The organism is Bartonella sp. LJL80 (genome assembly GCF_054871565.1).
Genome location: NZ_JBTXLM010000002.1, coordinates 216,875 through 236,167, shown reverse-complemented (window position 1 = coordinate 236,167; position 19,293 = coordinate 216,875). Strand labels below are relative to the sequence as shown.

Below are 19,293 nucleotides of genomic sequence, written 5' to 3'. Positions count from 1 at the left end.
ATGCAAATCAATAAGGGCAATAGCGCAATCTTCACGCTTTTTCGTGTTTAACCGTGTGTGTATTGGTCAAGCGCGGCCGACCACATAGATAGCCGGCTATTGCCGCACCCAAGCCGAAACCGGCAAACACCACACTGCACCATTGAAAACCACCACTCCAATCATGCACCAAACCAACAAGCAATGGCCCGAATGCTGCAAGACAATAACCGATGCATTGCGCCATACCGGAAAGATGTGAGGCAACATGGGCATCTCGCGCACGCAGAACGATCATCATCATGGCGGCCGCAATCAATCCACCCTGGCCGACTCCCTGAACGACTACCCAAAGCCATACGGTTGAAAGTGGAGCGAATATGAATCCAGTAAGACCCGCTGTCGCCAAAAGGCAGAGCAAAACATTCAGACCACTTTGGCTTGCCCTGCGCCCTGCAATTACCGGTGTGATAAGGCACGCTACCGCCTGAATAAAAATGGAGATAGAGATGAGTTTGCCCGCCTGCGCACCGGCAAGCCCCCGCTCTTGCAGGATGGGCGCCAACCAGCCAAAGACACAATAGGCAAGCGACGATTGTAGCCCCATATAAAAGGTCACCTGCCAAGCTAAAGGATCACGTAACAATCCCTTGACCTGATAGCGGTCTTTTGCAGCATGAAGGCCCGGCCCCTTTAACTGTGGCAACCACAAGATCATAACAAGGATGACGGGTGCGACCCAAAACGCCAACGCCATTTGCCACGAGCCGCCAAACAAGGTTTTTAGTGGCACGGTCAGCCCGACAGCCAATGCAGCACCACCACATAATGCCATGGTATAAAGACTGGTCATCAAAGCCAGCTGATGCGGAAAGTCGCGTTTTACGACCCCTGGCAGCAGAACATTGCCCATAGCAATCGCCCCGCCCGCAAAAACGGCACCGACATAGAGCAACGAAAAATTTCCCGTTCCCCGTAAAGCCAGTCCTACTGCTAATAATAAAAGAACCAGAAAGAGTGTTTTTTCCGAGCCTATACGTTGCGACAAATAAGGTGCAAGCGGTGCAAACAGTCCAAGACATAATACGGGAAGTGTCGTCAGAATACCGGCAGAGGTACCAGTCATACCCAGATCAGCTGAAATGTCAGGCAAAAGCACCGAAAGCGATGAAAAGACCGGGCGTAGGTTAAACGCAATCATCGTCAGGCTGAACCCTAAAATGACACTGGTCAGCGTCCCGCGGGTCGTCGATGTTTTCTGTTCACTCATGGCGATACTCTCAGCAATTCATCAATCTGCATCATCATTGGCTTCATGAAATCACGCAATGCATTGGCAGCAATATGCGGATCGCCCGTATTGATTGCATCGATAATCTTGGCATGGGCTTCCATATCCGGTTCGATCAGCGGGCCATCAAGTGTGGATAGAATCGTCTCGCGGATCGAGGTGGAAAAGAACGCATAGAGTTCGATCAATGCCTGATTCTTTCCCAGCGCCACGATAGCCTGATGGAATCGAAAATCATTTTCGACATAGTTGTCGGCATTATTGGAAGAATACTCACCCCGTATCGTCAAAAGATCGCGTAAATGGGCTATACCCTCGGGTGTTTTTCGCACCGCTGCCAAACGCACCGCCTCGGCCTCTAATGCGGTACGGGCTTCAAAGCGGTCACGCAGACTGAGATGGGTGATACGGGCGAATGATTCTGCTGGATCGACGGTGGACACGACGAAAGTACCTGAGCCCTGACGCGTTTCCAAAAGACCTTTCATCACCATGGCTCGCACAGCTTCACGCACCGTGCCACGACTGACAGCCAACATCTCACATAGGCCTGCCTCGTTGGGGATGCGGTCGCCTAGTACCACCTGCCCGACATGATTTCTTCCTGCAGCCGCGCTACGACTGTTTCTGTTAAAGATAAACGTTCAACCGGTTTCATGACTGCTCTTCAATTCATCTGATGATTTAATCATCATTTCTTTTTATCTTATTGTCAAGACTGCGACGTTTGCGTAAATTAAAAGCTGGTTGAAGATAAATAGGTTGGCCTTGCGCCGGTTATGGCTTTATGGTTGTGTCATTCAGCCTATAGAAACGGCGCGCAATTGTTTAGCAGGATCCAAGTTTGCTCATGAGCCCGAAACAGTCCCATACATCCTCCACACATCAAACCCGCAATCCGGTTTGGTCAGTTATGCAGCGTGCGGACGACCCTGACATTAAGCGGGCCCGCCAACAGCTTGTCGACGATCTTGCCAACGGCGCCACTGGCGTTGCACTTATTTTTGAAGGTGCCAACAGCGCGTTCGGCTTTGGCCTTCCTGCAAAAGTGGAAACGATACCGACATTGTTCGATGGCCTCGATCTTGATGGAATCCACATCCGTTTGGATAACCACCCACACGGACGGGCCATAGCAGACGGCTTTATCGATTACCTACAGCAAAGACGTATCAATCCCAATCGGACCCAGCTGACCTTCAGCACGGATCCGACGGCTGTCCTGGCCACCACGGGCAAGTTGAAAATGTCTATAGCCGCTTTAAAGGCATCTTTGCCGCAATCCATGTCCGGCTTTTTCTCTTCAGGTATACCGGGCGTCGTCTTGGAAGCCGATGGGCGTCCTTATCATAATGCGGGTGCAACCGCTGCACAGGAAATCGGTGCCATGCTATCGGTTGCGCTCGGACATCTTAAGATGGTTGAAGAGGCGCGCCATCATATTGTTTATGCACTTCCCCATATCGGCTTTGCCACTGCATTGGATCAAGACCCCGCTATGGGACTGGCGAAAATGCGTACCATAAGGCACTTGTGGCGCAAACTGCAGGAAGAACGCGGCGTTCCAACCCCCTTCCCTGCTGTTATTCATGTTGAAACATCGATGCGTATGATGACGCAGATGGACGCTGAAACCAACATCGCGCGCGCATCGATGGCGGCCTATGCTGCCGTTTCCGGTGGAGCAAGCTCGCTTTCCATTCTCCCGCATAGTTTCGTTTTCGGTCTTCCCGATAGCGCGGCACGGCGTGTTGCCCGCAACAGCCAGCGCATTCTGATTGATGAAAACGCCACACCGCTTTCCAAACATCCCAATCGTCGCGCGGCGGATGCCGATGCGTTGGCTGAAGCAGCATGGCAGGAATTTCAGCGCCTCGAAGATGAAGGCGGCATCATGCAAAGCCTGATTGATGGCAATCTCGAGCGTCGTATTGAAGAGGCACGCGATCTGCGTTTGGTAAGTTACCATAAAAAAGAAAGAGCGATTGTCGGTACATCCATATTTACCGCGGCCCGAACAGAGCCTTTCGGCATATTGGATGCAAAGCCAAAAGCTTTCATTGCCGAGGGTATCACGCATTGCCAGCCTTTGGCACGGGGCCGCTGGGATGAGGATTTATTGGAAGTGCAGAAAATGGCACCGGTTGAACTGGTGAAAGATGTTCAATGATACGGAGTTTTCGTTCAGCCACCGACCGTCTGGTAGAAGTGCCATTGACTGCAAGTGGTATACCCGAAGATGACGTTTTGTGGATTGATTTGTTGGATCCGACACAGAATGAAGAAAAAACCATAGAACAATGGTTGAATATTCCCATCCCAACCCATGACGACATGGTCGAGATCGAGGAATCAAGCCGCTTTTATATGGAAGATGGAGCCCAATATCTCACTGCTCCGTTGATTTATGTGATCGATGGTGACAAGCGTGACATTGCGCCCGTAACATTCATTCTGGCAGGCACGCGGCTGGTAACAGTGCGCTACAGCCAGCCGAAGGCGATTGAATTATTCATCACTCGCACGACCAAAGCTGGCAATGGTCTCATCAACCAACAATGCACTGGCATAACCATTCTTCTCGGGCTTGTTGAAGCGGCAACCGACAGGCTTGCGGATTTGCTTGAAGCTGTATCGGGCCGGATAGAAAAAGCATCGCGGCATATTTTTCATCGGGATGAGAATTCCCCTCCCATGTCGACAACCGACTTTCGTAAAATTCTCACCCAGATAGGCAGTCAGGGAACCTTCCTGTCTATGGTGCGTGAAAGTATTGCCGGTATAAGTCGTCTTTTGGTGTATGTTGAAGCCTATGGCAAGACGATCACGCCAAAAAAAGATGTAAAAGCAACGATCAAATCATTGGAACGCGATACGCAATCGCTGGAGCATTATGCCGATTTCCTGTCATCAAAGATGACTTTCTTGCTGGATACGGTTGTTGGTATGATTTCCACCGAGCAAAACGCCATCATCAAAATTTTCTCTGTGGCGGCGGTGGGTTTCATGCCGCCTACCCTCATTGCTTCAATCTACGGTATGAACTTCCATTTCATGCCGGAGCTGAATGAAACGTGGGGATATCCGATTGCTTTATTGCTGATGGTCGTGTCGGCTGTTTTGCCGCTGGTCTATTTCAGGAAAAAGGGCTGGCTCTAAGCCTTGGTTCAGGACCTATTGGTCTGAATGAAACGGTATAAGGAATTTCGTTGTTAACGATGAGAAGAACCGCAGAAACTCCGAATATTTTCAAGGCTGCTCGACTTTGGTTTCGGGAAAATTGACCATTTCCCGAAGCGACAGAAAAACAGCTTTAATCTGCTTGGTCGAATTGCTCATAGCTGAGTATACCCACCCGCATTTCGCTTTCCTTCGCGCTACTTTTGGCTGTTTATTGTGCCGTAGCATTCAAATGAATAGGTCCCGACCTTAGTCGATATATCTTCGCCAAAAACCGCAAGCGCAGTTTGTAAAACGACCGACTTACAACAATTCTGAGTTTGTGCTATAGAGATATGATAAGCGAAGCGTATGATGATCGAGGTTTTATCGCTGCTCTGGTATACGGTCAGATGTCAGGATGCCTCAAGCTTCAAAGGAGCTGACAAATGGGTATTGGATTGGCTATGCGCGTTTCTGTCGAGGGAATGAACCGGCAGGCAGATTCGCTTTATCAGGTTTCAGAGAACGTCGCTTCCGCAACCGCTATGGGCAATAATGATACCGACATTGCCAATGACATGACCGATATGGTCATGTCAGAACATGTTTTCAAAGCCAATTTCCGGGTCTTTCAAATGGCTGACGATGTTATGGCGCAGATCGTCAATTTAAAACGATAGGCAAGAGTCCTCAAAACGTAGCCAGAATTAGGCTTCATCAAGCGTATTTAGAAGCGCGACAGTTTAACGATCATTTTATTTTGAGAAGTGGCTGGGGTACCTGGATTCGAACCAGGGAATGCCGGTACCAAAAACCGGTGCCTTACCGCTTGGCTATACCCCAAAAAGCAGTCAAAACGTGCTTTGCTCGGGCCTTATAACGACTCATGTTTGATTGCGCAATATGTCAAACCGAAAGCAGCACTTTTTTTTCATCACCTTGTTTTGCAAAATGCGCATTTCTTGCAGTTCATGGCAGGCTGTGCGACAAAGAAGCGACACTTGCTCGCCATCGGCATATCATAAAGATTGTCGTAAAATTGCGATGCCTAACCTGCATCTTGAGGATAACCTGCCATGCCTATTCCATTCGTCAAGGATTTCGACCCAGACTATGGAACGGCAGTTACCCTTAATCCACAGGTGCGCCGCTTGACGGTGCACAATCCGTCGCCCTTTACCTTTACCGGAACCAATAGTTACATTATCGGCTCGGACACATTAGCGATCATCGATCCAGGTCCGGAAGATGATGCGCATTTTAAAAATCTTCTGCGTGCGACTGCTGGCCATACTATCAGTCATATTTTTATCACCCATTGCCATATGGATCATTCCCCCCTTGCGAAGCGGCTTTCCGAGGCTACAGGCGCCATCATCGTTGCTGAAGGCCCCTATCGTGCGGCCCGCATACGCGGAACGGATGAGGAAACAGCACTTGATGCCAGCAGCCAGAGCGATTTTGTGCCTGACATTGCATTGAAAGATGACGAGCGTATCGAAGGTGATGGGTGGGTTTTATCGTGTGTGACCACTCCCGGACATATGGCTAATCACGCGGCGTTCGCGCTTGAAAATAGTGGTATTCTCTTTTCGGGCGATCATGTGATGGCATGGGCCACAACCGTGGTTGCGCCACCGGATGGCTCAATGAAGGATTATATGCAATCGCTGGATAAATTGCTCAAGCGCGACGACCGGGTTTATTTGCCGGGCCATGGCGGGGCCGTTTATAAACCACATCATTTTGTACGTGCCATGAAAGCGCATCGCAAAATGCGGGAATGTGCAATTCTGCAAAGAATTTGCGAAGGCGACCACAATATAGAAAGCATTGTTAAGGCCATCTATCGCGATACCGATCCAAGATTACACAAGGCAGCAGCGCTTTCTGTATTTGCCCATATCGAAGACTTGGTCGAACGCGGACTTGTCAAAACTGATGGTGTTGCGAGATTGAATGGTTCCTATTCTGCATCCTGATCTATCGGGGTAGACAGCATCTCCGTATCAAGTGCATCCATAAAGGTGGTGATGAAACCAGCATTTTCGCCAAAATCACGCGGTAGATAGCGCGATGCAGATCGCATATCGACAAAGGTTGTATCGCCTTCGTCAATAAGCCGGATCACAATATCCGAGATAAAGCCGAGGTAAAAAGTCTTGGCCTGTGCTTCGACGAAGATCGCATCATCTTCACCATCGACACCTTTTTGCTTGATGAATGTCCAGCCAAGTGAATCAATAACATTGCGAACGGACTTCAGGATGCGGTCAGGCGACCCATCATACCGCCGCCCGGACATTTGCGGCCATTCAACGGCTTGCAATCCAGCTTGGGCTGTGAGCGAATTGGCGGTCGGCAATGCATCGGCAGGCCGCGTGCCGGCAATAAAGGCTGGTGGCGTATCTGTATCGGTCGACACATCGCTTATCGGCGGCATCATAAACCACAATATGCCAAAAGCCGCCAGCGGCGTAGCGGTCAAAAGCGCAAAGACAATGCCTTTCAGGGACTTCAGCCCGCCTTTATCGCCCCGCAACCAAAGATCGGAAAGCCCTTTGATCGCAAGAAATAGCGATAAAACCGCTAGAATACCGGCAAGAGTGGCAAGTACAATAAAGTCCATCGTCCGGATAAGAGAAAAACGATGAAAGACGACGGAAAATAATAAAACCAAAAGGGCAAAACCACCGAGGCGCGGCGACCAGACCGCAGCGCGTGAGGTCATACGGACATATTTCTTTCTCATTTCCCCTCAACCGCGCTTCTACAAAGCGTCACAATCCGTCACTTGTTTCACTGTATTATCCGATGGAATTGCATCTGACAATTTCATAAACGTAAATCCCTTTTCTTGTAGCGCCATCACCCCTTCGGCAACACCTTCACCTGAAAGCCGCCTTGGCTGATTCATATGTGCAATGATCACATCGCCATTTTTTGCTGTCGAAATACGTTTTTCAACTGACGTTGCAGCAAGCGATGCCCCGATATCGGCATTGAGCGAAAAACCGGCAATCTTGTAGCCCATATTGCCAATCAATTTCAGTGCATCTGGAGAATATCGCGCAGACGCATCCCTGTACCAGCGGGACGGTGCAAAACCAGCCGCAATTAAGGCCTTTTGGCCGCCATCAACCTCATTGCAAACAGCTTTCAAACTGCCTGCTGTTTTCAATCCATAGATTGTAGGTTGATTATCGATCGCCGGAATATGGTTGGCGCCATGGTTGGCAACCTCGAAGAGATCAGGGCGGGAGCGTATTTTTTCCACGATATCCGCATTACGACGAAGCCATCTGGCTGTCACAAAAAACGTCGCTTTTATATTGCGATTGATGAGAACGTCAAAAATACGATGGTCCGTATCGCCCATACAGAGATCAAGCGTCAAAGCGACCTGCGGCTTCGATGCAGGCCCCTTTGTAATGTGCAATACAGGCTCCACCGTTCCAGCCTGACATAAGACAGGTGAAACCAATATTGCTATCGATACCAAACAAACACGCATAAGTGACATACTCATCTTCAAGCGGTTCCAATCAGCGGCTGATAGCAGCTTGAGCGGCAGAAAGGCGGGCAATCGGCACGCGGAATGGAGAGCAGGAAACGTAATCCAATCCGGTTTCCTCGCAGAGCGTGATCGATTGCGGGTCGCCGCCATGTTCACCACAGATACCGAGTTTGATAGATTGCCGTTCAGATCGTCCGCGCGATGCTGCTATTTCGATCAGTTCACCCACACCATCGCGGTCGATTGAGACAAATGGGTCCTGCTCCAAAAGCCCTTTTTGCATATAGGTTGTCAAAAACGGTGCGGCATCATCACGAGAGATACCGAAAGTTGTCTGGGTCAAGTCATTGGTACCAAAAGAGAAAAATTGTGCTGTTTGTGCAATTTCTGCCGCACGAAGTGCAGCCCGCGGCAATTCAATCATTGTGCCGACCAGGTATTCAATTTTTATATCCTGTTCTTTCATGACATCCATTGCCACATGGTCAATACGCTCCTTGACGAAATCCAACTCTGCCTTCAGCGCTACCAGCGGTACCATGATCTCCGGTATCACCGCGGCACCCGATCGTTTTGCAGCTTCTGCTGCGGCTTCGAAAATAGCACGCGCCTGCATTTCAGCAATTTCCGGGTAGGTTATCGCCAAGCGGCAGCCACGCAATCCCAACATAGGATTGAACTCATGCAATTGATGCGCTCTCTCCACTATGGTCTCTGCCGGGATGCCCATCGCTTTTGCAACATCGGCAATTTCAGCATCGGTTTTCGGCAAAAATTCATGCAATGGCGGATCGAGAAGACGGATAGTGACAGGAAGACCGTGCATAATCTCAAACAACTCAACGAAATCCGACTTCTGCATCGGCAATAATTTGTCCAATGCACTGCGTCGTCCTTTTTCATCAGCGCTTAAAATCATTTCGCGCATTGCAACAATGCGTTCACCTGCAAAAAACATATGTTCGGTGCGACAAAGGCCAATACCCTCAGCCCCGAAAGAACGGGCCATCCGCGCATCCGCAGGCGTTTCGGCATTTGCCCGCACTTTCATACGCCGCATTTCATCGGCCCAGCCCATCAGTTTAGCAAAATCACCGGATAATTCCGGTTGCAACATTGCTACTCTGCCCTTGTATATGTGGCCGTTTCCGCCATCGATGGTGATGATGTCACCTTTGTGAAAGTTTTCACCAGCTGCGGTCAGAACACCGGCCCGATAGTCAATCCGCACGCTTCCGGCACCTGACACACAGGGTTTGCCCATTCCGCGCGCAACAACGGCTGCGTGGCTGGTCATCCCGCCACGCGTGGTCAAAATGCCTTCAGCTGCATGCATCCCATGAATATCTTCGGGGCTTGTCTCAATGCGCACAAGAATCGCTTTTCGTCCTTCGGCTGAAAGCGCTTCTGCATCTTCAGATGAAAATACGATTTCTCCGGTTGCTGCACCTGGCGAAGCCGGCAAACCGACCCCCAACGTGGTTTTTGGTGCCTTAGGATCCAGTGTCGGGTGCAAAAGCTGATCAAGAGATTTAGGCTCTATGCGTAAGATCGCCTCTTCCTGCGAGATAAGCCCTGCCTCAACCATTTCCACTGCCATTTTCAAGGCAGCCCTAGCCGTCCGTTTGCCTGATCGGGTTTGCAGCATCCAGAGCTTGCCTTTTTCAATGGTGAATTCGAGATCCTGCATGTCACGGTAATGGCGTTCGAGTTTATCAGCAATTTCACGGAAGCTCGCAAAGGCTTCCGGCATGATCTGTTCAAGTGACGGCTTATCTGATCCGGCAGCTATTCGCGCGGCTTCTGTAATATTCTGCGGTGTCCTGATACCGGCAACCACGTCCTCACCTTGGGCGTTGACAAGAAATTCGCCATAAAGCTCATTCTCACCTGTCGAAGGATTACGCGTAAAAGCAACACCGGTGGCCGAATCCTCTCCCATATTGCCGAAAACCATGGCTTGCACATTGACCGCTGTGCCCCAATTTTCTGGAATATTGTGTAAACGGCGGTAGGTGATCGCGCGCGCAGTCATCCAGCTTGAAAAAACCGCGCCAATAGCACCCCATAGCTGCTTTTCTGGATCTTGAGGGAAGGCCTCTCCCAGTTCCTCTTCCACACATGCCTTATAGGCATCAATAACGGCTTTCCAGTCGTCCGCCGTCATTTGCGTATCGACATCATAACCGTGACGTGCTTTCGCATCATCAAGGATTTCCTCAAAAAACGCATGATCGACGCCAAGAACGACATCCGAATACATTTGGATAAACCGGCGGTAGCTATCATATGCAAAACGTTCGTCACCGGCTTCCTGCGCAATTGCCCGAACAGTTTCATCATTAAGGCCGAGATTAAGTACCGTATCCATCATGCCCGGCATGGATGCACGTGCACCAGAGCGCACGGACAAAAGCAACGGATTTTTGGCGTCGCCGAACCGGCGACCGGTTTGTTGGCCGATTTGCGCGAGCGATTTTTTGACGGTTTCTTGCAACGTATCGGGGTAACCATTGCCATTTTGGTAATAATAGGTGCAAACTTCGGTCGTAATCGTGAAACCGGGGGGAACGGGAAGGCCCAGACTGCTCATCTCGGCAAGATTGGCACCTTTTCCTCCCAAAAGATTACGATCGCTCGCCGAACCCTCTGCTTTTCCATCGCCAAAACTATAGACCCATTTCGTCATTTTCAATGTCCTCCGGTTACCATCGTTATGGCTTTGTCAAAGTCGTTTACAGCGGCACAGCGTGCAAATGCCCTATGCTCGCCTATTCGGCACGTTGAAATGTAGAGGACAACGCGCACAACGCCAACACTATTTTTCTATTGAAAGCTGTCAAATCGATTGAATAACAAAAGGTTGAGTGCTCGAGCCTAGCCGGCATCGCGTAGTTGTTCAGCAGTTTGCAGATCTACAGAAACAAGCTGCGAGACACCTTGCTCTCCCATCGTGACGCCGAAAAGCCGGCTCATCCGTGCCATGGTGATAGGATTATGGGTGATGACAACGAAACGTGTTTCAGTCGAAGCCGCCATTTCATCCATCAAATTGCAATAACGCTCGACATTATGGTCATCAAGCGGCGCATCCACTTCGTCCAAAACGCAAATAGGGGCCGGATTGGTTAGAAAGACAGCAAAAATCAAAGCCATCGCTGTCAAAGCTTGCTCACCACCCGACAAGAGCGTCATTGTCTGCGGCTTTTTACCCGGCGGACGAGCAAGAATTTCCAGACCGGCATCGAGCGGATCATCGGATTCGACCAGTTGAAGCTCGGCCGTACCGCCGCCAAAAAGGTGGCTGAAAAGCCGTTGAAATTCGCTATTCACTTTCTCGAACGCTGCCAGAAGACGTTCACGCCCTTCACGGTTCAGGCTCTGGATGGCGACACGTAGCTTTTTGATCGCCTCTAACACATCATCGCGCTCAACGGTCATCGCATCGTAACGCGAACGCAATTCCTGCTCTTCCTCTTCAGCGCGTAGATTAACAGCACCCAACCTTTCGCGTTCAATACGTAAACGCTCAAGCCGATGTTCGAGAACCCCGATGTCAGGCATTTTTTCACCAAGAGAAAGTCCTGCCAGCTGCAAGGTCTCATGCGCCGGGCAATTTAATGCCTCGCTGATACGCGTCTCGATATCCTTGCGCCGATCGGTCGCCGCATTGAGCCGCTCTTCTGCACGGGCGCGCTCCTCCCTGCTGGATGATAAAGCGGCAAAAGCTTCTGAAACCTGTTTGTCCAGAATGCTTTGCGCGTTTTCCGCACTGGCCAATTGATCCATGATCTCATGGCCCTGTGCTTCTGCTTTACCAATTTCGTCCAGCAAAGCAATGCGTTTGTCTTCCAGTCCGTCAGGCGTGTCGGCCAAGTGTTCCGCTTCAATCATGGCTTCTTCACGGCGAGCTTGCAGGGCTTCGATCTGCGTCTTTGCATTCTCGATACGAACGGTCCAATTCCGCTTTTCAGCAGCAATCATTTCAAGACGACGCAGGCGCGTCATAGCGCTTTGTTTCCAGCCCTGTAATTGTGCCGACGCATTTGCTACCGCTGCGCGTTCCGCAACCAATTGGCTGTTAAGCTGCTCCAATGTCGTGTCAAAAGCTGCCAGATCAGGAAGTATAGTTTGTTGTTCTTCGGCTGCCGCGCATTGGACATCCAGTTCCTGTGCTTCCGCTTGCAAACGATTCCGGCTTTCTTCTAAAGCTGAAAGCTTCAATTGCCATTCACCGACTTGCCGCTCCAATTGGACAAGTATTTTTTGTGCCTCATCGCGCTTTTCATGAGCGATGCGCAAGTTTTGACGGCAATCGCGTTCACGCAAACGCGCTGCTTCGATCGAAGCTTCCTTCTGCTGCAAGAGGCTTTCCGCCTCCGCCAGCTTATCCCGTGCAGTCGCAATCAAATCCACCAGCACAATCAATCTGTTTTTTTGTGCCAGACGTTGGGCAGCGGCGGTTGGAGCGTCGGCACGCGCCTGCAAACCATCCCAACGCCATAATGCTCCCTCCCGGCTTACAAGCCTTTGGCCGGGCAGCAGCATGGATTGCAAACGCTCGCCATCCTGCTTGTCCACCACGCCAATCTGCAGCAGGCGTGAACGGAGTGCTTCTGGCGCGCGCACATAGCGGGAAAGTGGGACAACACCCTCTGGCAATTGCTGATCTGTGGCAACCGCAGCCGCTGCATGCCAAAACACCGGCGCCGCAGAATTTTCAGAAGCTTCAAGGTCATCGCCCAAGGCTGCGCCTAAGGCCGTTTCAAACCCTTGGTCGACGCTGATTTCATCAACAACCGGCGTGTAATCTCCATAGGTCATGGATTTTACCAATTGTTCGAGAGTACGCGCTTCGGTGACAAGGCCATTGAGTGCATCACGACGATCATTGACGACGGGGCGCGCGGCGTTTTCTGCAAGACGTGCCGCCTCAACCACAGCTTCCATTTCCTGCACCAGATGCTGGTTTTCGGCCAAAAGACTTTCCGCTTCCTCCAAAGTTGCCACGGCATGTTCCAGATTAGCGGCTTCATCCAATTGCAAACGCACGGCTTTAATTTGCCCGTCAATATCTGCGCGGCTGCTGTCAATGCGCTGTCGACGTGCGGCCAGATCATTTAGCTGCTGGTGGATGCGCGTTGCTTCAGCACCGGCTTGTGCCCGTTTTCGGGTAAGTTCTGCCGATTTGGTCTCACTCGCCGCAAGGATACTCTCCAGCTCCTCCAAACGTGCTGCAAGCTCTGCCTCGCTTTCATGCGCATTTTCAGCTTCCAAACGAAGAATTTCATCTTCCGCATCCAGCTGTTCAAGCATTTGCGCGTTGTCTGCAGCAAGCTGTTCCTCGCGCATAATATCACCCGCCAATTGCTCAAGCCGACGCATCAACTCAGATTGGCGCTGACGATTGCGGTTTTCTTCTTCTTCCAATTGTCGCAAAGCCAGATTGAGCCGCTGATGTGCAGCCGATGCTTTGGCTGCCGCTTCACGCAATGGGGGAAGACCAAGCTTTCCACTTTCTTGGGCTTTTTGCACGCGCATATGCGCTTGCGCTTTTTCGGCCACTAAACCTGTTGCGGCGTTCAGCGCGCTCTCGGCTTCAATTTCCTGGCTCTTACTTTCCGACCAGCGCAGATAGAAAAGCCCGGCTTCAGCCTGACGTATATCGGATGAAAGTGCCTTGAACCTATTTGCCTGACGGGCCTGACGCTTCAAGCTTTCTATGCGTGACGATAAATCACCAACCACATCCTCCAGCCGGTCGAGATTATTCCCGGCCGCGCGCAAACGCAATTCTGCTTCGTGGCGGCGACTATGTAAACCTGAAATACCGGCGGCCTCTTCCAGCAAAGCCCGCCGCGCCTGCGGTTTAGCCTGAATGAGCTCGCCGATACGGCCCTGCCCCACCATTGAAGGCGACCGAGCACCGGTGGACTGATCGGCGAATAATAGTTGTACATCCTTGGCACGGACGTCCTTACCGTTAATGCGATAGACAGATCCAGCCTCGCGCTCGATACGGCGCGAAACCTGCAATTCATCGGCTTCATTAAAAGCAACCGGTGCAGTGTGATCACGATTGTCGAGAAAGAGCGTAACCTCGGCAGAGTTTCTTGCCGGACGGGTGGCCGATCCGGAAAAAATCACATCATCCATGCCCGAAGCACGCATGTTTTTATAGGAATTTTCGCCCATAACCCAGCGTAAAGCTTCCACAAGGTTGGACTTGCCACATCCATTGGGGCCAACAACGCCCGTAAGCCCGCGTTCAATTACGAACTCCTGGGCTTCCACAAAGGATTTAAAACCGACAAGCCGCAGCTTGGTAAACTGCATGAACAAACCTTACGCAAAAACATAACGGGCGCAGCCAACAAGCTGCGCCCGTTTTCTAGCACATAATGTTGCGCTTATAGAAAACTATCGATAACCGAAGACATGTCTTCCACAGACAATGCACCTTCATACTCGTTTCCATTGATGAAAAATGTCGGTGTTGCAGTTACACCCAGCTCTTTTCCCCGTTCAAACGAGCTATTGACCTCGTCAAGGACGGTTTGATTTTGCAGACAAGCCGTAAAGGCTTTTTCATCAAGGCCGGCCATCGAGGCAATCTGCTTCAATGGTGGAAGTGCATCAGCCGCTGCTGCCCATTCCATCTGCTTTTCAAACAATACTTGAACCAACGGGAAATAACGGTCCTCAGGGGCACAGCGCGCCAGCATGAAACCAGCTGTCGCGCGGGGATCAAAGGCAAATTCACGGAAGATCAGACGGGCTTTGCCGGTTTTGATGTATTTTTCACGAATCTCGGGCAATGTTGTGTTGTAGAAATCAGCACAATGGCTGCATGTCAGTGACGCATATTCCACGATGGTTACAGGCGCATTCGCATCACCTTCTACCATGTCCTTCACTTTTCCGGGCTCGAGCAGCTTGGCCATATCCACTGTACCAGATGATTTTACACCCGCGGCAAAAGACGGAACGGATATTAAACCAGCTGTTGCTGCCACACTCAAAGCAGCAGTAAGGTTAAGAAGACTACGACGGTTCATCATGGCAACCATAACAACACCTTTTCTCTATTGTTGGTCATGTTTCTTTATAGATAGAAATGCAGCCAAAAGCCGCCTATTTTCTACATAAGCCAGTCTTATGGCATTGTCTTGATCTATTTACTAAATTTTTTGTTAGATATGGCGTTCTTCTCGGCAAACACCGCCAGCCCCAGTTCACACAGCGATCGACGCAGTCCTTCATCCTCGACACCGGCAGCCAATTGCGTGATCAGAACCTTGTCCCGTTCATCAACCGGAGGCCGAGCAACAGGCTTGACAGATTCGAACCGTACTGCACGTTGTTCAATTTTCAAGCGATTGATCGCAACATAGCCAAAAAAAGCGTTGATACGTTGGATAACTTCACCGCTCTCATGCTGCAGTTTCATTGCCGCAAAACCTTCGCACGCAACAACCAGCGTTGCCGGCTGAAACGGGTCATCCTGACTGGCGCGTCGAGCCCATATGATTTTTAACGGCAAAGTGCTTTGCGCCGTCGCCTCTCCAACAATTTGCGGCCAGTTTTCCATCAATTCGATATTCAGGCCGGTGCGTTTGCGTAAAATGGGGTCGAGCAAAATTGAAGCCGTTTCGGCCAGAGAACGAAAATGCCTTTTCCCAGGTTTTCTGCTCATTCTGCCTGCCGATATTGGTTAAACCAAGCCACAAATTCCGCTATACCATCGGTAATTTTGGTCGTCGGAGCAAACCCTAAATCCTTTGCGGCAAGCGTTATGTCCGCGTAGGTCCGCGGCACATCCGCTGGCGGCATCGGGCAAAGTTCGGTTACCGCCTTACATTTTGTCGCATTTTCAATAGCCGCGACAAAATCGATAAGCTCCACCGGCTGGTTGTTACCCAGATTATAGACTTGAGCCGTATGATCTGGCTTTTCAATAATGCGCTGCGTTACAGCGATAACACCAGAAACGATGTCATCGATATAGGTAAAGTCGCGCTGCATTTTGCCATAGTTGAACAGTTTAATGGTTCTGCCGGCAAGAATTGCATCGGTAAATAGCCATGGTGCCATATCTGGCCGACCCCATGGGCCATAGACGGTAAAGAAGCGCAAGCCCGTTGATTTTATACCGTGGACATGGGCGTAGGACGCTGCCAAGAGTTCGCCTGAACGTTTTGTCGCAGCATAAACCGATACCGGACTGTCCACCCGATCCTGTTCGGAGAAAGGAACTTTTGTATTGGCGCCATAAACAGAAGATGAGCTGGCATAGACGATGGGTGGACGCTTGATCATGGCAAGGGTCTGCTCAAAAATTCTTACCTGCCCTTCCACATTCGACGAAACGTAGACAGAAGGATTCTCGATCGAATAGCGGACACCTGCTTGCGCTGCAAGATGTATGATGACATCGGCATCCATATCATCGGCAATAGCATCAGAAAGTGCCTTGCCATTGGCGATGTCGACCTTGGCAAATCGAAACTGCGGATGATCGGCAATACGCGCCAGACGGGCTTTTTTAAGCACTACAGGATAATAATCGTTGAGGTTGTCGAACCCAATGACGCTCCACCCCTGTTGCAGCAGCGCAGCCGCCACATGAGAGCCGATAAAGCCTGCCACACCTGTCACAATTGCTTTCATCATCAGTTCCCTTTACGGCGTAAACCGGACGGCATGACAGCGTAAACCATGCGTCGGATATAATCGGACAACCGAAAGAAAAATGTACCGATACGTTTCCATTTTGGCAATCGGTTGTTCTTATAACTTTTACGCCCTTGGGTGATCGTCGAGCCAGACGTATCGCAAAACTGTACGATATTGCGGTTTGTCGAAAACAAGCGGTATCCCGTCCAGCCCCGCTCCAATGCAACATCATAGGGCAAGCTCATCGGCTGCAGCTTTGCCACTAGTTTTGCGGCACCTTCCCGCGTGACCATGTAAGCAGCCGAACTGCCAAGCGGCCCATGCAGGAAACGCCCGATACTGACATCGTCTGTAATCGACATATCACGATGAAAAAGTCTGTTTCGGTGGTTGGCAAATTTGATCACGTCCCATCCCGATATCGTCGTCAGCGATGAAAGAATTGCTGAAAAATCATGTCCGAATGCGATGTCGTCTTCAACAATAACCGCGAAAGCTGCGTCACCTTTCGCAATAATCGACAATGCGTCAAGATGGCTAAGGTAACAACCGACCTCGCCCGGAAGCAGATTTTTTCCATGACGACGGCGAAAGCGCTTTTCATCTATTCGTTCGCAATGTTGGATATCCACCTGGCTGCCATCGACAGCTGGTACGCGTTGATAGCTTAGTCCTGCTTGTGTAGCTGAAGCTGAAACGGCTTCGAGCCGCTCTTTTGAGCGATCAAGATTGATGATGTAGACAGGTATATGCACCGTTTCCTCATTTGCAATCTATGTTGGCGTTTCTTTTACGGTTCTCATGTGCTTATGAAATATCTAACGAAAAGGTGCAGCTCCAATTTCTTAAAAATGCGACCCTAATGGGTGGTTTTATTAAAGTAAACGTCTTTACAGACGGTATGCACATACAGGCTTTTGACGCTAAGGTCATCACCTTTAATTGAACTGATAGCGGCTGCTTTTCCTACTCTTCACCAGCATGTGATTAGTCGCACAGGCCAAGCTACGGCAAGGTTCCCCATCGATTCATACTGGGAGGCTGCTATGGCGGACAATCAAACAACAACAAATCCAACACTCGATCCGCATGATACGCGTAAAAGGGTATTTGCCATCATTGCCAGCGCTTCCGGCAATCTGGTCGAATGGTATGATTTTTATATCTATGCCTTTGCTTCGATTTATTTTGCCAATCAATTCTATCCTTCGGGAGATGATCAAGTCGCGGCATTGTTGAAAACAGCCGGTGTATTTTTTATCGGATTTCTGATGCGTCCCATCGGTGGCTATATTTTTGGCCGGATTGCCGACCGATATGGCCGGAAACTATCCATGATGATATCCGTTGTCATGATGTGTGTGGGATCTCTCATCATCGCTTTTCTACCCACCTATTCGAGTTGGGGCAATGCGGCCGGCATCCTCCTTTTGCTCGTGCGCATGATGCAGGGTTTGTCCGTCGGCGGAGAATATGGAACAACTGCCACCTATATGAGCGAAGTGGCGTTGAAAGGTCGGCGTGGGTTTTTCAGCTCTTTCCAATATGTCACGCTGGTCGGCGGGCAGCTCTTGGCTGTCTTTGTCGTGGTGCTACTGGAAATGTTCCTGGACGACGCTGAACTCAAGGCTTGGGGCTGGCGCGTGCCGTTCGTTATCGGTGCATTCACCGCCATTATCGCTTTTTATCTTCGTCGCTCCCTACATGAAACGTCCACCAAGGAATCGCGAAACAGTGTGGAAGCTGGCAGTCTCATCAGCCTGTTGAAAAACCACACGCGTGCTTTCTTGCTCGTCGTAGGCTTTACATCTGGCGGATCACTGACGTTTTATACCTACACAACCTATATGCAGAAATATTTGGTAACCACGACCGGTTTCACTCCGAAGGAAGCCAATGCGATGATGCTGGGTGCGTTGTTCATCTTCATGGTTATGCAACCGCTTTTCGGAATGCTTGCCGATAAAATTGGCACGCGTACGTCTTTGCTCATCTGGTCGGGATTGTCGATTGTTCTGACCGTACCAGCCCTTGGCTTTATCGGCTCGACACATAGCCAGCTTGGTGCTTTCTTAATGATCGTTGTAATGCTGGCTATTACCTGCCTCTACACGTCAATCAGCGGTATTGTGAAAGCAGAGATGTTTCCTGCATCGGTGCGCGCGCTTGGTGTCGGCTTTTCCTATGCGGTGGCCAATGCCTTGTTTGGCGGCTCAGCCGAATATGTGGCACTTTGGTTCAAGGATAAAGGCTTGGACAATTTCTTTTATTGGTATGTGACCGTGATGATGGTGATTGCTCTCATCTGTGCATTTGTGATGAAAGATGCAAGAAAAGGTGGATATTTACAGGGACACGACATCCACTAATGCGTGTAGCGTTCTATTGAAATCAGACTACACGCATAAAGCGTTTGTTTTATCGCGTGTAGTTATCCGGCAACCCGTTCCCACTTTTCGGTACACGTTAAACTCTTTGCTTTACCGCGTGTATGTTTCCGAAAACCGGTTCCCACTTTTCGGTACACGTTAAACTCTCTGCTTTACCGCGTGTATGTTTCCGAAAACCGGTTCCCACTTTTCGGTACACGTTAAACTCTTTGCTTTACCGCGTGTATGTTTCCGAAAACCGGTTCCCACTTTTCGGTACACGCTATAATCCATATCAT

The 19,293-nt window shown here is 50.2% G+C and carries 14 protein-coding genes, 1 tRNA gene and 1 pseudogene; 5 read left to right on the top strand and 11 right to left on the bottom strand.

The annotated features are described in order from the left end of the window. Positions 1–31 precede the first annotated feature (31 nt). On the bottom strand, positions 32–1,249 hold the full coding sequence (locus tag ACYSNS_RS05325; RefSeq protein ID WP_461722106.1) for a CynX/NimT family MFS transporter: 1,218 nt from the start codon (positions 1,247–1,249) through the stop codon (positions 32–34). Beyond that, positions 1,246–1,928: pseudogene (locus ACYSNS_RS05320) on the bottom strand (FadR/GntR family transcriptional regulator). Before ACYSNS_RS05320 ends, ACYSNS_RS05325 begins: the two are co-directional and overlap by 4 nt. Positions 1,929–2,120: 192 nt before the next feature. Here ACYSNS_RS05320 and ACYSNS_RS05315 point away from each other — a divergent pair. From ACYSNS_RS05315 to ACYSNS_RS05305, 3 genes are all read left to right on the top strand, one after another. Further along, positions 2,121–3,440: a methylmalonyl-CoA mutase family protein gene (locus tag ACYSNS_RS05315; RefSeq protein ID WP_461722105.1), complete on the top strand. Its 1,320-nt coding sequence runs from the start codon at positions 2,121–2,123 to the stop codon at positions 3,438–3,440. Continuing rightward, a complete protein-coding gene (locus tag ACYSNS_RS05310; protein WP_461722104.1) occupies positions 3,437–4,429 on the top strand; it encodes a magnesium transporter CorA family protein in 993 nt (330 codons plus the stop codon). The genes ACYSNS_RS05315 and ACYSNS_RS05310 overlap by 4 nt, the downstream gene beginning before the upstream one ends. A 449-nt stretch (positions 4,430–4,878) precedes the next feature. Continuing rightward, positions 4,879–5,112: a hypothetical protein gene (locus tag ACYSNS_RS05305; protein ID WP_461722103.1), complete on the top strand. Its 234-nt coding sequence runs from the start codon at positions 4,879–4,881 to the stop codon at positions 5,110–5,112. An 88-nt stretch (positions 5,113–5,200) separates the two neighbouring features. Here ACYSNS_RS05305 and ACYSNS_RS05300 read toward each other — a convergent pair. Then, a tRNA-Gln gene (locus tag ACYSNS_RS05300) sits at positions 5,201–5,275 on the bottom strand. A 233-nt stretch (positions 5,276–5,508) separates the two neighbouring features. On the opposite strand from ACYSNS_RS05300, the gene ACYSNS_RS05295 reads away from it, so the two are divergent. Beyond that, a complete protein-coding gene (locus ACYSNS_RS05295) occupies positions 5,509–6,414 on the top strand; it encodes an MBL fold metallo-hydrolase (protein WP_461722102.1) in 906 nt (301 codons plus the stop codon). Here ACYSNS_RS05295 and ACYSNS_RS05290 read toward each other — a convergent pair. The 8 genes from ACYSNS_RS05290 to ACYSNS_RS05255 form a co-directional block, all read right to left on the bottom strand. Next, positions 6,399–7,184 (bottom strand): DUF1499 domain-containing protein, encoded by a 786-nt coding sequence (locus ACYSNS_RS05290; RefSeq protein ID WP_461722101.1) that lies wholly within the window; start codon positions 7,182–7,184, stop codon positions 6,399–6,401. The genes ACYSNS_RS05295 and ACYSNS_RS05290 overlap by 16 nt on opposite strands. An 18-nt stretch (positions 7,185–7,202) precedes the next feature. Continuing rightward, positions 7,203–7,955, bottom strand: coding sequence for a polysaccharide deacetylase family protein (locus ACYSNS_RS05285; protein ID WP_461722394.1), 753 nt, complete (start codon positions 7,953–7,955; stop codon positions 7,203–7,205). Positions 7,956–7,977: 22 nt separating this feature from the next. Then, positions 7,978–10,638 carry a pyruvate, phosphate dikinase gene (gene ppdK / locus ACYSNS_RS05280; RefSeq protein WP_461722100.1) on the bottom strand — a complete coding sequence of 887 codons (2,661 nt, stop codon included), beginning with the start codon at positions 10,636–10,638 and terminating at the stop codon, positions 7,978–7,980. Positions 10,639–10,826: 188 nt separating this feature from the next. Next, positions 10,827–14,285, bottom strand: coding sequence for a chromosome segregation protein SMC (smc, locus tag ACYSNS_RS05275; RefSeq protein ID WP_461722099.1), 3,459 nt, complete (start codon positions 14,283–14,285; stop codon positions 10,827–10,829). Between the two features lie 74 nt (positions 14,286–14,359). After that, positions 14,360–15,019, bottom strand: coding sequence for a DsbA family protein (locus tag ACYSNS_RS05270; protein ID WP_461722098.1), 660 nt, complete (start codon positions 15,017–15,019; stop codon positions 14,360–14,362). 104 nt (positions 15,020–15,123) lie between these two features. Next, complete coding sequence (locus tag ACYSNS_RS05265) at positions 15,124–15,645, bottom strand: DUF721 domain-containing protein (protein ID WP_461722097.1); 522 nt, start codon at positions 15,643–15,645, stop codon at positions 15,124–15,126. Beyond that, entirely contained in the window at positions 15,642–16,619 is a 978-nt protein-coding gene (locus ACYSNS_RS05260; protein ID WP_461722393.1) for an NAD-dependent epimerase/dehydratase family protein, read from the bottom strand. The genes ACYSNS_RS05265 and ACYSNS_RS05260 overlap by 4 nt, the downstream gene beginning before the upstream one ends. Positions 16,620–16,621: 2 nt before the next feature. Further along, positions 16,622–17,380, bottom strand: coding sequence for a glycosyltransferase family 25 protein (locus tag ACYSNS_RS05255; RefSeq protein WP_461722096.1), 759 nt, complete (start codon positions 17,378–17,380; stop codon positions 16,622–16,624). A 291-nt stretch (positions 17,381–17,671) separates the two neighbouring features. Here ACYSNS_RS05255 and ACYSNS_RS05250 point away from each other — a divergent pair, with 291 nt between their 5' ends. After that, positions 17,672–18,994 carry an MFS family transporter gene (locus ACYSNS_RS05250; RefSeq protein ID WP_461722095.1) on the top strand — a complete coding sequence of 441 codons (1,323 nt, stop codon included), beginning with the start codon at positions 17,672–17,674 and terminating at the stop codon, positions 18,992–18,994. Positions 18,995–19,293: the final 299 nt, after the last annotated feature.

Excerpts from the sequence above, each read along its gene's own strand:
- ACYSNS_RS05270 (WP_461722098.1), bottom strand. The coding sequence starts at position 15,019 with ATGGTTGCCATGATGAACCGTCGTAGTCTTCTTAACCTTACTGCTGCT.
- smc (WP_461722099.1), bottom strand. The coding sequence starts at position 14,285 with ATGCAGTTTACCAAGCTGCGGCTTGTCGGTTTTAAATCCTTTGTGGAA.
- ACYSNS_RS05295 (WP_461722102.1), top strand. The coding sequence starts at position 5,509 with ATGCCTATTCCATTCGTCAAGGATTTCGACCCAGACTATGGAACGGCA.
- ACYSNS_RS05305 (WP_461722103.1), top strand. The coding sequence starts at position 4,879 with ATGGGTATTGGATTGGCTATGCGCGTTTCTGTCGAGGGAATGAACCGG.
- ACYSNS_RS05250 (WP_461722095.1), top strand. The coding sequence starts at position 17,672 with ATGGCGGACAATCAAACAACAACAAATCCAACACTCGATCCGCATGAT.
- ACYSNS_RS05290 (WP_461722101.1), bottom strand. The coding sequence starts at position 7,184 with ATGAGAAAGAAATATGTCCGTATGACCTCACGCGCTGCGGTCTGGTCG.
- ACYSNS_RS05285 (WP_461722394.1), bottom strand. The coding sequence starts at position 7,955 with ATGTCACTTATGCGTGTTTGTTTGGTATCGATAGCAATATTGGTTTCA.
- ACYSNS_RS05325 (WP_461722106.1), bottom strand. The coding sequence starts at position 1,249 with ATGAGTGAACAGAAAACATCGACGACCCGCGGGACGCTGACCAGTGTC.
- ppdK (WP_461722100.1), bottom strand. The coding sequence starts at position 10,638 with ATGACGAAATGGGTCTATAGTTTTGGCGATGGAAAAGCAGAGGGTTCG.
- ACYSNS_RS05315 (WP_461722105.1), top strand. The coding sequence starts at position 2,121 with ATGAGCCCGAAACAGTCCCATACATCCTCCACACATCAAACCCGCAAT.
- ACYSNS_RS05265 (WP_461722097.1), bottom strand. The coding sequence starts at position 15,645 with ATGAGCAGAAAACCTGGGAAAAGGCATTTTCGTTCTCTGGCCGAAACG.
- ACYSNS_RS05310 (WP_461722104.1), top strand. The coding sequence starts at position 3,437 with ATGATACGGAGTTTTCGTTCAGCCACCGACCGTCTGGTAGAAGTGCCA.
- ACYSNS_RS05260 (WP_461722393.1), bottom strand. The coding sequence starts at position 16,619 with ATGAAAGCAATTGTGACAGGTGTGGCAGGCTTTATCGGCTCTCATGTG.